The sequence below is a fragment of the Acinetobacter sp. VT 511 genome (assembly GCF_001077515.1).
Lineage (GTDB): Bacteria > Pseudomonadota > Gammaproteobacteria > Pseudomonadales > Moraxellaceae > Acinetobacter > Acinetobacter schindleri.
The window spans coordinates 301,805-314,622 of record NZ_LFRE01000089.1; the positions used below are offsets into that span (position 1 = coordinate 301,805).

Annotated in this window: 7 protein-coding genes and 1 pseudogene; 4 read left to right on the forward strand and 4 right to left on the reverse strand. The window is 42.3% G+C overall.

The features are described 5' to 3' along the window. The first annotated feature begins 85 nt into the window (after window positions 1-85). Together ACS72_RS14220 and ACS72_RS14225 are read left to right on the forward strand one after the other, a co-directional pair. Window positions 86-1,315: an acetamidase/formamidase family protein gene (locus ACS72_RS14220; RefSeq protein WP_048882477.1), complete on the forward strand. Its 1,230-nt coding sequence runs from the start codon at window positions 86-88 to the stop codon at window positions 1,313-1,315. Window positions 1,316-1,618: 303 nt separating this feature from the next. After that, complete coding sequence (locus ACS72_RS14225) at window positions 1,619-2,116, forward strand: hypothetical protein (protein WP_228156231.1); 498 nt, start codon at window positions 1,619-1,621, stop codon at window positions 2,114-2,116. Window positions 2,117-2,146: 30 nt separating this feature from the next. Here ACS72_RS14225 and ruvB read toward each other — a convergent pair whose 3' ends face one another. From ruvB to ACS72_RS14240, 3 genes are all read right to left on the reverse strand, one after another. Next, window positions 2,147-3,154, reverse strand: a complete 1,008-nt coding sequence (gene ruvB, locus ACS72_RS14230) for a Holliday junction branch migration DNA helicase RuvB (RefSeq protein ID WP_048882478.1) — start codon at window positions 3,152-3,154, stop codon at window positions 2,147-2,149. 246 nt (window positions 3,155-3,400) lie between these two features. Then, window positions 3,401-4,003, reverse strand: coding sequence for a Holliday junction branch migration protein RuvA (gene ruvA, locus ACS72_RS14235; RefSeq protein WP_008303701.1), 603 nt, complete (start codon window positions 4,001-4,003; stop codon window positions 3,401-3,403). A gap of 117 nt (window positions 4,004-4,120) precedes the next feature. Beyond that, window positions 4,121-5,461 carry a deoxyguanosinetriphosphate triphosphohydrolase gene (locus ACS72_RS14240; protein ID WP_048882454.1) on the reverse strand — a complete coding sequence of 447 codons (1,341 nt, stop codon included), beginning with the start codon at window positions 5,459-5,461 and terminating at the stop codon, window positions 4,121-4,123. A 504-nt stretch (window positions 5,462-5,965) separates the two neighbouring features. Between ACS72_RS14240 and purL the strand changes: the two genes are divergently transcribed. Both purL and ACS72_RS18910 read left to right on the forward strand, forming a co-directional pair. After that, the gene (gene purL, locus ACS72_RS14245) at window positions 5,966-9,799 is read left to right on the forward strand and encodes a phosphoribosylformylglycinamidine synthase (RefSeq protein ID WP_004892203.1); all 3,834 of its coding nucleotides are present in this window, start codon (window positions 5,966-5,968) and stop codon (window positions 9,797-9,799) included. 792 nt (window positions 9,800-10,591) lie between these two features. Beyond that, window positions 10,592-10,717 (forward strand): KGW motif small protein, encoded by a 126-nt coding sequence (locus ACS72_RS18910; RefSeq protein ID WP_004815134.1) that lies wholly within the window; start codon window positions 10,592-10,594, stop codon window positions 10,715-10,717. A gap of 303 nt (window positions 10,718-11,020) precedes the next feature. On the opposite strand, the pseudogene ACS72_RS14250 reads toward ACS72_RS18910, so the two are convergent. Continuing rightward, window positions 11,021-12,762: pseudogene (locus ACS72_RS14250) on the reverse strand (FAD-dependent monooxygenase). Window positions 12,763-12,818: the final 56 nt, after the last annotated feature.

Sequence of the window (12,818 nt, forward strand, 5' to 3'; positions counted from 1 at the left end):
GAATATTTATGATGGGGTATGTACCAGATTGGCATTAGGATTGCATGAAGTTAGCTTGCATTAATTTTTCATGGAATTTGAACATATGTTAAAACCTTTAGCTTTGTCTCTTGCTGTAGCAGCAAGCTTTTCTTTTATTTCTGCACATGCGGCAGCTGAAGATTTTAAAATTTTAAAACAGCTTGAAAGTAAACCAGTCTTACTCAAAAGTGGGGAATATAAAGGGAATTATTATGTTCCAAGCACCTTGAATACCATCACTTGGGGCTATTTACCTAACAAAGATGCCAAACCTGTGTTGACCATTCCATCGGGCAGCACTATTACCTTTGATACAGTTTCGCATGAAGGCTTGCTTGAAGACCAAGGACGTGATGCTGAAAAGTATTTCACTTCTAAAGGTGTGAAACCTGAGCATATTTTGCCTGAAGCGAAACTGATTACAGGTTCTAAGTTAAAGCACGATTTCCATAAAGATGGTCCACATATTATTACCGGACCTGTCTATGTGAAAGATGCGATGCCAGGTGATATTTTAAAAGTCGAGATTTTAAAGGTTGAGCCACGTGTGCCGTATGGTGTGATTTCGAACCGCCATGGCAAAGGCACATTGCCTGAGTTTCCTAAGCGTCAAAAGCATGATCATGCATCGCCTGCAAACCCAGAAGCCTATGGCAATGTTTCCATCTTTACTCCAATTGAAAAGAATAAAGAGGGTATTTGGGAAGGCGTTTTAAAAACTGAATCTGGTAAAGCGATTCGTTTCCCGCTGAATCCGTTTATGGGCACGATGGGCGTTGCACCAAATACGAGCGACCCTGTGCATTCTGTGCCACCATCGTTCTATGGCGGTAACATTGATATTAATGATTTAACCGCAGGTGCGACGGCTTACTATCCTGTACAAGTGCCGGGTGCGTTGTTCTATACGGGTGATAGTCATTTTGTTCAAGGTGATGGTGAGGTCGCATTGACCGCACTTGAAGGTTCTGCACGTGCGACCTTTAAAATTACGGTATTAAAAGCGGGGAGTGACAAAATACCAGGTAAATCGTTGAAGCAGCCTTTGGGTGAAAATGATGAGTTTTGGATTACACCAGGTTTAGATGAAGACCTTGATGAAGCGATGCGTAAGTCGACTCGTGAAGCAGTACGTTTTCTTGTAGATGAATACGGGATTTCAGAAGAAATTGCTTATGCGTACTTAAGTGCTGCAACGGATTTTGAAGTGTCTCAAGTGGTAGATAAAACCAAAGGAATTCATGCCATGATTCGTAAAGCGGACTTTAAGGAGTTTAAGAAAGACACAAAATAAGTCTGAATAAAAACTTAGAAAAAAATAGGTTTGTGCTTTTGCCAACTGATTTAGACATGGTCAGTTGGCTTTTTCTTTTGTAATGCTTTGAAAGTGTTTAGAATATGATAAATGAATAGTCGCTTTAAAATAAAAAGGGCAAGTTGTGGCAGTAGAAGAAAAACAAGCAGTCGTTTTAAAATAGCCGAAAGATCAGAAAGTGTATTTAGATGTGCAGCACTCGACAGATTGGGTTGTTGTAATTAGTGTTATAGCATCAGCTCTTATTAGCTTTATAGGATTCTTAATTACTATATATATATTGTGAAGAAATCAACAGAAAGCCAAATCGTTTCTAATAAAAATCTCGTAAAGCAACAAGAAAGGTTAAAGATTATAGAACTGAAAATATTAAATAGAAATAATATTTTGGATAAAATAAAAGAGTTAGTGAGTGATAATCTTTACTTGGCTGGAAATATACAAAACCAAATTGAAATAGGGATTAATGAGATACGACAACAGAAATTTAATGATTTTTTTCATTCTAGGCATCATGGTGATTTCAAGATAGTACTTAATAATTATCAAAGCTCTATAAATCGTCTAAAAGTATATCTAGGGAATGAAAATCGACATGCACAAGAATTAAATAAACATTTTCGAAGAATGCAATTACTTTCTTGGAGTCTATATACTGCCAATATGCATGAACCAGCTTTGAGTGAAAGTCTTGATCAATGGATAAAAGAGTTTAAAGTGGGTGAAATTTTGGTGCAAAACTATTTGAATGATGAACTTAAACTTATTTATGAAGATTAATAAAAAAGCAGCTTAAGCTGCTTTTTAAAATCACTTATCTTTTGGTTCAGGCGGTGTCATCCCAAACTGCAAATACGCCATATTGGTGGCAATACGACCACGTGCAGTACGCATCACATACCCTTGCTGAATTAAATACGGCTCAATCACATCTTCAAGCGTTCCTGAATCTTCAGCCATTGCTGCAGCCAACGCTTCAACACCGGCAGGACCACCATCAAAACGCTCAAGCAACATCGATAAATAACGGCGGTCGAGTGTATCTAAACCATCTTTATCGACATTCAGCATATCTAGCGCACGTTGTGCCATGTCTTGGGTCACTTCGCCTGTGCCTTTGACCTGTGCATAGTCACGCACACGACGTAATAAACGATTAGCAATACGTGGTGTACCACGAGAGCGGCGAGCAACTTCAAGCGCACCTTCGTCGGTCATAGGCACATCCATCAAACTCGCTGAACGTTTAACAATATGGGTTAAGTCTTCAACTGAATAGAACTCTAGACGCTGCACAATCCCGAAACGGTCACGCAGCGGAGAGGTAAGCAAACCTGCACGTGTGGTAGCAGCCACCAACGTAAATGGCGGTAAATCCAATTTAATCGAACGTGCCGCAGGACCTTCACCAATCATGATGTCGAGTTGGTAATCTTCCATCGCCGGGTAAAGAATTTCTTCAATGACGGGTGAAAGACGATGAATTTCATCAATAAATAAAACGTCACCTTCCTCTAAGTTGGTCAGCATGGCCGCCAAGTCACCTGCACGTTCAAGCACTGGGCCAGAAGTGGATTTGAGATTACCACCCATTTCACGTGCAATAATATTGGCCAGCGTGGTCTTGCCCAGACCGGGAGGACCAAAGATCAGGGTATGATCAAGGGCTTCTTCACGGCCACGGGCTGCACCTATAAAGATTTCCATTTGCTCACGAACTACTGGCTGACCAATGTAGTCATCGAGGGAGGTTGGGCGAATCGCACGATCAAACTGATCTTCGGGTTTTTCAGAACCACTGATGAGACGGTCTTGCATATCTAATAACTTAATCTCTTTATTGAAGCTGTTTGATGCTGCGGAAACAGCCTCAAATAATGATTTGTGTTTAGCTGCCATTGTGTAGGCGTTGTTTTACTTTTGAAAGATCAAAAGTAACAAAAATCTTTTGTTGAGTTGAGGGTACGTCCTGTACCCCAACTCAACTGGCGACATCCATGTCGCTAGTCAAGTATTGAAAATAGGAGAATAAACAAACTTATTTAACATTAAGTCATTTTCCTATTATTTATTCATCGACTTTAATGCCGCACGGATAATATCACTGGCTTCAGTAAAATCACCTTTGGCTGCATTAACCAGTTTTTGGGCTTCCAGAGGTTTGTAACCCAATGACTGTAATGCAGCTTCCGCTTCTGCCACTGCAGAATTGCCAGTAAATTGGATTTGCTCAGTGGTAGAGTTGCTTGGTGCTGTACTTGAAGCCATGGCTTTAAAGCGGTCACGTAATTCAATCATTAAACGTTCTGCGGTTTTCTTGCCTACGCCGGGCACTTTCACCAGCGTATTCACATCTTCATGTTCAACGGTATGAATCAGCATTTCTACACTCAGGGTAGACAGAATGCCAAGTGCCATTTTAGGGCCAACGCCGTTCACCTTTAATAAGGTGCGGAAAATAGTTTTTTCCTGTGCATTAATAAAGCCATAAAGTAACTGGGCATCTTCACGCACGGCCAAATGTGTCCAAAGGGTAATTTTCTGGCCTTTTTGCAGCTGGCAAAAAGTGGTCAGTGGCGTATCAATTTCATAACCGATACCATTTACATTCAACAAAACAGTCGGTGCTTCCAGTGCCAGCACTTCACCAATCAGACATCCAATCATTTTTTATAAATACTCAATTTCAATACGGGCATAGTAGTCAGCATTCGGTCTAAAGGCAAAATACTGCAAATCAAAAAGTTGCGATTTGTCGAGATTATCAGCAAATCGTATAGATTATTAAATTAATCCAGCTTTATTGCCATGCAGTTCCTGAGCCAGGTTATAAGCCTGATGATCCGAAAACTTGGAAATAATATCCAGTACCTGCATGATATTGTCATAATGATCTGCATGGAACTGTGCACCTGAACGGTTCAGAATCGCCATCAGGCGCTGTTCCTTAAAGCTCAGGTTTTTATGGGGTGTGGTCAGTGGAATAAAGGCATCTAGAATGGTTTGCAGACTCTGATGGGCAATAATTTCCAGACCGGCTTTTTGCGGATGTTCAAAGATTTTGTCTCTCGCCAGTTCTTTGGCCCGGTTAATCCCAATCTCTATGTCTGAACTGCAATAACCTAGCAATGAGCCTTTTAGCTGGCCCATCAGAATTTCCTGCTGGTGATGGGCAAATGCCGTCGTGACTTCAGCTACCAGACGTTTCATTACCCGGCCACGCAGGGCAGCAATTTTTTGCTGCCAGGTTGTATCCGGCATCCCGATCTCGGATGGTGTTCCATAATCCCCTAACAAGTTTAAAAATACTGGTTCTACTTCGCCATAGCTGAGCATATTCAGACTGATGCCATCTTCCAGATCAATCAGGGCATAACAGATATCATCGGCAGCTTCGAGCAGATAGGTTAGGGGATGACGACAGTAGCGATATTCACCCAGCTGTATCAGTCCAAGCTGTTCAGCAATTTCTTTTAAAATCTCTTTTTCAGATTGATAACAACCAAATTTCGGACGATGGCTGGCTGGCGTATTGCCAGTAGGATCGATGGTCTGAGAGAGCCATGGATATTTCAAGTAAGCACCCAGCGTGGCATAGGTCAGACGCATACCGCCATCGTTAGGATGATAGTCAATCTTGGTCAGCAGGCGCAGACCCTGCGCATTGCCTTCAAACTGACGAACATCAGCTTCCTGTTCCGGGCTTAAATTTTTCAGGAAATCAGTATGAGAGGCATCATCAAACCATTCACGAATAGCGTATTCACCGGCATGGCCAAAAGGCGGATTACCAATATCATGTGCCAGACAGGCAGCCTGAATGATGGCACCGACATCGGCAGGAGAAATCCAGGGAGGTAACTGATCCTTGATTTTTTCCGCAGCCAGCATACCCAGGGAACGCCCAATACAGGACACTTCCAGTGAATGGGTTAAACGGGTATGAATGCCATCATGCTGAGTCAGAGGGTGGACCTGAGTTTTACGATTTAACTGGCGAAAACTTTGCGAAAAAATAATACGATCATAGTCTTTATGGAACGGGCTACGCGCCAGTTCAGAACTTTGCTTTTTGCTGCCAATACGGACAGTGGAGAGTAATTCCAGCCAACGCATTTGAGTCATTTATCATTATTCAATCAATTCTTTAATGCATGATGCCAAAAATGGAGCTAAAAATATATGGAGTTGCGACATAAGTTGCCGTCTTAAAGTGAGATAAGGGTAAAGAGTTTTTAAAAGATGATTTTAATATTAAGATACTTCAATGGACGACAAGAAATATTTATTTTCAAATAAAGGGAGTTTTTTTAAGGTATTCGGCACACTGAAGCGAGTAAGAAAGTTTAATTCTAGATAAATTTGTTGTTGAAAAATAATACAATTTTGCGACTAAAAATAAAACTTTAACGGTTTTGATTTTTCTGCAAGAAAATGTGTTAATCTAATCGACTACATTAAATTTTTTTAACTGAAAATAAAAGTATTATTTTAAAAATCCTGATAGTTTAGCGATCAGATTTATTAATTCCTCACTAGCTGATTCCAGTATTTCACAGTAGAATATGCGCTCTCTCAAGTCACATTGTGGCATGGTTCACAAGACCATCCCGTGGAGCCAAAATCAGCATGTTTATCGTTGCCGGTGCACCTGCACATTCTTCTTTTAAGAAAACTCAACTACTTTCGCGTTTGTCGTCAATTAGTTCTGTTCAATCACTAGAAAGTCAATTTGTTTATCTTTTTGACCAAGCGCTCAACGAGCAACAACAGCAATCCGCTTTACAGCTTCTCAACGATGGTCAATCATTTGAACTGCACCAGGCTGCAAGTGATGAAATCCAGATTTTAGTCACACCACGTGTCGGCACGATTTCGCCGTGGTCCTCGAAAGCGACTGATATTTTCAAGAATTGTAATACACCGGTTCATCGTCTTGAACGCGGTGTTTTATTTACGCTGAAGGGTGTAAAAGAGCTTTCTACAGAAGCATTACAGGTCTTGCATGACCGCATGACTGAAAGCGTATTTAACGCAATTGAAGATGCGGCTGCACTATTCATCGAAACTGCGCCAAAACCTTTGAACTCGATTGATATTCTGGGTCAAGGAAAAGAAGCACTGGTAAAAGCCAATAACGAGTTTGGTTTTGCACTGTCTGATCAGGAAATTGATTACCTGACAGAAGCGTTCACTAAACTGGGCCGTAACCCGAATGACATCGAACTGATGATGTTTGCTCAGGCAAACTCTGAACACTGCCGTCATAAAATCTTTGGTTCTGAATGGACTATTGACGGTGAAGTTCAGCCATTGTCATTATTCCAGATGATCAAAAATACCTATAAAGAATCACCAACAGACGTATTGTCAGCATATAAAGACAACGCATCGGTGATTGTTGGTTTTGATACTCAGCGTTTCTACCCAACGCAAGAAGAAAACGGTCAACACGTTTATAAATACAAGAGCCAGGCTGCTCACATCCTGATGAAAGTGGAAACCCACAACCATCCAACAGCGATTGCACCATTTGCCGGTGCAGCGACAGGTTCAGGCGGAGAAATCCGTGATGAAGGCGCGACTGGTCGTGGTGGTAAGCCAAAAGCTGGTTTAACTGGTTTCACCGTATCTAACCTGAATATTCCTGGCTTTGAACAGCCTTGGGAAGAAAACTACGGCAAACCATCACGTATGGCATCTCCACTTCAAATCATGATTGAAGGTCCATTGGGTGGTGCCGCGTTCAACAATGAATTTGGTCGTCCTGCGTTAAATGGTTACTTCCGTACTTTTGAACAAAATGTAAATGGCGAAGTCAAGGGTTTCCATAAGCCAATCATGATTGCCGGTGGTTACGGTAACATCCGTTCAGACCATGTTGAAAAAGATGCAATCCAGCCAGGCGATTTACTGATCGTTCTTGGTGGTCCTGCGATGCTGATCGGTCTTGGCGGTGGTGCAGCGTCTTCTGTAGACAGCGGTAAACTTGGTGAAAACCTGGACTTTGCTTCTGTACAGCGTGAAAACCCGGAAATGGAACGCCGTTGTCAGGAAGTGATTGATACCTGCTGGCGCATGGAAGATCACAACCCGATCGTTTCAGTACACGATGTGGGTGCGGGTGGTATTTCAAACGCAATGCCTGAACTTGTAAACGATCACGAGCTTGGTGCGGTACTTGATCTGCGTAAGATTCCATCGCTTGAGCCAGGTATGTCTCCAATGGAAATCTGGTCAAACGAAGCACAAGAACGTTATGTGCTTGCGATCCGCCCGTCTTCATTAGAATTATTTGAATCAATCTGTGCACGTGAACGTTGTCCGTTTGCGGTATTGGGTGAAGCGACTGAAGCGCGTCACTTGACTGTTGAAGATCCATTGTTCGGCAACAAGCCTGTGGATATGCCAATGCAGGTAATGCTTGGCGGTACACCGCGTATGAGCCGCTCATACGAAACAGCTGAACGCAAAGGCGACGACTTCGATGCGTCTAAAGTGACTGATCTTAAAGATGCGATTTATCGTGTCATTAAGAACCCGACGGTTGCCTCTAAATCATTCTTAATCACCATTGGTGACCGTTCGATTACCGGTATGGTTGCACGTGACCAGATGGTTGGTCCATGGCAAGTGCCTGTAGCGGATGCTGCAGTCACCACAACAAGCCTTGTAGGTTACACTGGTGAAGCAATGGCAATGGGCGAACGTCCACCAGTTGCATTGTTAAACCCAGCAGCTTCTGCGCGTTTATCTGTTGCTGAATCAATCTCGAATATCATGTCTGCGAAGATTGATCAAATCAGCGACATTAAATTGTCTGCAAACTGGATGGCTGCTGCGGGTCAACCGGGTGAAGATCAAGCCCTATTTGAAGGCGTTAAAGCGATTGGTATGGAAATGTGCCCAGCATTGGGTATCGCAATTCCAGTCGGTAAAGACTCGCTTTCAATGCGTACCACTTGGGATGACGAAGGCGAAGACAAATCTGTGACTTCTCCAATGTCAGGCGTGATTACTGCATTTGCACCAGTCACTGATGTTCGTAAAACATTAACCCCTGAGCTGAAAAATATTGAGTCTGTACTGGTTCGTATTGATCTGTCTAAGGGTCAGTTCCGTCTGGGCGGTTCGATCCTGGCTCAGGTGTATAAAGCCATCGGTTCTGTAACTCCAGATGTTGATAGCTTCGATGACTTCAAAGCATTCTTTGCACTGGTTCAAGATTGGAACAACCGTGGTCTGATCAAGGCTTACCATGACATCGGTGATGGTGGTTTATTAGCGACTGTTGCAGAAATGATGTTTGCTGCACGCTTAGGTGTGGCGCTAGAAGACCAATCAGTTGAAGCATTGTTCGCTGAAGAAATCGGTGCAGTTCTGCAAATTGCGAAAGCAGATTGGGAAGCATTGCAAGCAGAAATCGCTGCTTCTACTCTGAAAGATGCGATCTCTGTAGTTGGTACAGTGAATAACTCTGACCAGTTATCTGTAAATGGTCTGGTACTTGAACGTGCTGACCTGCAAGTGGCTTGGACTGAAGTTTCTCATCAAATCCAGCGTTTACGTGACAACGTAGAAACTGCGGATCAGGAATTTGCATTAGTTACAGACAAAGCGCACAAAGGTTTGATTGCTCAACCGACATTTGATCTGAACGAACAAATCGAAGCACCGTTCATTAACTCACGTCGTCCAAGCATGGCTATTCTGCGTGAGCAAGGTGTCAACGGTCATGTCGAAATGGCAGCTGCGTTCGACAAAGTTGGTTTTAGTACAGTTGACGTACACATGAGCGACCTGTTGGCAGGCCGTATCAGCCTTGATGATTTCGAAGGTCTGGTGACATGTGGTGGCTTCTCTTATGGTGACGTATTGGGTGCAGGCGGCGGCTGGGCAAAATCAGTACTCTTTAACCAGCAACTGCGTGACCAGTTTGAGAAATTCTTCAACCGCCAGGAAACCTTCTCTTTAGGTATTTGTAACGGTTGTCAGATGTTGTCTCAATTGGCTCCATTGATTCCAGGTGCGAATGCATGGCCTCGTTTCCATCGCAACAAGTCAGAAGTATTTGAAGCGCGTAGCGTAAACGTTCGTGTAGAGAAATCTCATTCTGTATTGCTTGAAGGTATGGAAGGCTCAATCCTGCCAATCGCTGTGGCTCATGGTGAAGGTCGTGTGGTTGCATCAGCTGAAAGCATTACTGCGTTGAATGCCAATAACCAGGTAATCATGCGTTATGTAGATAGCCAGGGTAATGCAACTGAGCAATATCCATTGAACCCGAACGGTTCGCCTGAAGGTATCTCTGGTGTGACCTCTAAAGATGGTCGTGCAACGATCCTGATGCCACACCCTGAGCGTAACTTCCGTGCAATCCAGCATTCTTGGAAACCAGAAGACTGGGATCAGGACGGTGCTTGGTTACGTATGTTCCGTAATGCTCGTAAATTTATTGGTTAATTAAATCAGTGAGTTGAGAAAGCCACCGGAAGGTGGCTTTTTTTATTTGCCAAAACTCGTTTTGTATAATTTTCATATGTCAGTTGAATTTAGCTGAATTGTATTACGAATTTAGAGGTAGAGTTTATTACAGCTTTATTTGATGCATAAAATAATTATAAAAATAATGACAGTGTTTATATTCACGTTTTTAGCAGGTTGTGAGTGGTATATGTGGGGAGTGAACTTTCATCGAATCGATACGGCTAAAAAATAGGATAGTTGCCAAAGCTCAGCGCAAGCAGTATTAATGGTAGATAAAACTGACACGATTCATGTGAGAAGATTAAATTTTGAAGTCGCACGAGCAATCTCGTGCATATACGATGTATTTCCGCTTGAAAATCATGTTTCATTGAATGTTGTGAAAAAGTATAGAGGAAATCACAACTAATACTAAACAACGCTTTTACGAAAAAGTAGAATTTTCTAAAGCATTGGATAGTACTTCGATGATAATGCCGCGAAATGATTATTGTAATTAATAGTTTTTTAAAAACAATAACTAAAATTTATCATATGGAAAAATAGTAATTTATTCAGTAAGATGTAGATACTCAGCCACCCATTCGGTGGTTTTTTGTTTTTAAAGCATTTTGCTTTTATTTTTAATCTCTCACTGAACTGGTTTGGATTTTGCTTTTATATAGGTATAGAGGTGATATTGTGTAATTTATGCACAATAGATATGCATTTTAAAGCAAAGATGATATAGATCATTTTAGTATCAACACTCATGTATGAGGTGATGACATGGCTAAAACACTCAGAATAATAGATAGAACGGAACTACGTCAGAAAGGTTGGTGGTTATTTGGTTTTGTTGTTGGTTTACAGGTGCTATTTTTGCTAGGCAGTTATTTGCTACAGGGTTCTTGATCATCAGATTTAATAAAAGCCACCGAGAGGTGGTTTTTTTCATTTTTGATTTTATGTGTGTATTACTTTTAATGAAGCGTCTTGGTTACTTTGAAGAATGAGAAATATATTCCGTAAAGTAACCAAAATCCTTTGTTAGCCTGATGGGCATCTATGTCCTACGAGTTGACGAGTGGCATCTATGCCGTAGGGTATTTTTAAAATAATGAGATATTAGGGAAAAGATGTATAATCTTAATGATCGACAACTATAATTCTTTTACCACTAATAAAGAAAAACCACCCGAAGGTGGCTCTTTATCTCTAAACAGTTAATTGAATCTGTTTCAACACCGCCTTCAGTGTATTCACAAAATCAAACTGATCATTGGTACTGTCCTGATAACGCCATGCGACATAACCATCCGGACGAACCAGAATTGCACCAGATTCATGAATTTCAGACTTGGCATTCCAGGTGCCATACACATCGCGGTAGTCACGTGAACCGATTTGAATTACATCCAAATAAGGTAAGTTCAGTGATTCGGTCGCCTGTTTCCAGCCTTTACCCGATAAACCAGTCAGCAGGGTAAAACGACCTTTACCGGTAATATCCAGAGTGGACTGCTTTTGACCATTGGTATTAACCAGCCAGGTATGTGGCACTTTAGCACCCGGACGTGTTGTTGCTTGCAGATAAAGCTGCTGATCACGCTCAAATCTTTCAGGCTCAGCTTCACTAATGACTGCATTAGAGGTATAGCGCTGATTTAACTCTACACCTTGCGCATTAAACTCATAGTTTTTAACTGCCAATGCTTTAAACAGCTTTGACGGATTTCAGCACCTTGCTCATCTTCAGCAAAGATACGTTCCAGCATTTGTTTTTGTGTAGCCACGCCTTGATCAAAACCAAAGACTTCTTTCAGGTATTTATAGTCAAAACGTGACTGGTTCGCACGCGACACGATCTGTTTGCCCACAGGTGCACGTTCAATTGTATAGGAATCCAGCAGGGAAGGCGCAGCCCAGCCCTTGACTGCATAAGCCAGTTTCCAGCCCAGGTTAAAGGCATCCTGCATACAGGTATTCGAACCTAAACCACTGGATGGTGGATGACGATGCACTGCATCTCCGCCACAGAACACACGGCCTTTGGAATATTCGGTTGCCCGGGTCTGGTTCACATACCAGTAAGACAGTTTTTGAATTTCGACATCTTCTACTTCAGCACCAACAAATGTATTAAGACGTGCCCGAACCTGTTCTTCAGTGACTTGTGGCTCACCTTTGGAAATGTCAAAGCCCCAGCCCATAATTTATTCATTCCACGGTGTAATGGCACGCAGTAAGCCCATACCAAGATCACCAAAACTCGCTTCTGGATTGACAATCCATTGTAGGATGGCAGGGCGGTGCTGCACATATTTAGTCAAATCAGCCTTAAAGGTCACATACACTGTACCGGCACGGGCCATGACACCTTCCAATGGCAAACCAAGTTGTTCCAGTACGCGTGACTTGGCACCATCCATACCGACCAGATATTTCGCTCTTAAGCTAAATTCAGTATTGGTAATCCGGTTCAGGAAAGTCGCTGTGACGCCATGTTCATCCTGTACATGAGAGAGATATTCAGTATTAAAGTTATAAACGGCGCCTCGTTCACCCGCATTCTTCACCAGTAAAGCTTCCATTTTTGGTTGAATCAGATCAACCAGTGGGCATGGACTGCCTTTGATATAGTCACCATAACGTTCCTCACCGGTACCCCAGGCACTCATGCGCGCAATTTCTTCGCCAACCAGGCTGGTAGTAATCAGGCTTTCACCCATTTGTTCCCAAGGTGTAGCAATTTCTTTGACCTGTTCTTCAACTCCTAAATCACGTAATACCTCCATGGCACGTTGGTTAGTAATATGTGCGCGTGGACTATTGGCCAGCCAGCTAAACTGGGTAAACAGTTGTACCTTGATACCATAATTGGCCAAAGCCAAACCCAATGTTGAACCTGCAGGACCGGTACCAATGATCAAAACATCAGTGTCATAATGCTGTGTCATACAAGACTCCATGTATATGCGTGAAGAACAAGCCATCTATATGGTCATGCAGTCTA

What these genes read in the sequence shown, in the direction of transcription:
- ruvB (WP_048882478.1), bottom strand. Translation starts at nt 3,154, where the DNA reads ATGCAAGACCGTCTCATCAGTGGTTCTGAAAAACCCGAAGATCAGTTT.
- purL (WP_004892203.1), top strand. Translation starts at nt 5,966, where the DNA reads ATGTTTATCGTTGCCGGTGCACCTGCACATTCTTCTTTTAAGAAAACT.
- ACS72_RS18910 (WP_004815134.1), top strand. Translation starts at nt 10,592, where the DNA reads ATGGCTAAAACACTCAGAATAATAGATAGAACGGAACTACGTCAGAAA.
- ACS72_RS14240 (WP_048882454.1), bottom strand. Translation starts at nt 5,461, where the DNA reads ATGACTCAAATGCGTTGGCTGGAATTACTCTCCACTGTCCGTATTGGC.
- ruvA (WP_008303701.1), bottom strand. Translation starts at nt 4,003, where the DNA reads ATGATTGGATGTCTGATTGGTGAAGTGCTGGCACTGGAAGCACCGACT.
- ACS72_RS14220 (WP_048882477.1), top strand. Translation starts at nt 86, where the DNA reads ATGTTAAAACCTTTAGCTTTGTCTCTTGCTGTAGCAGCAAGCTTTTCT.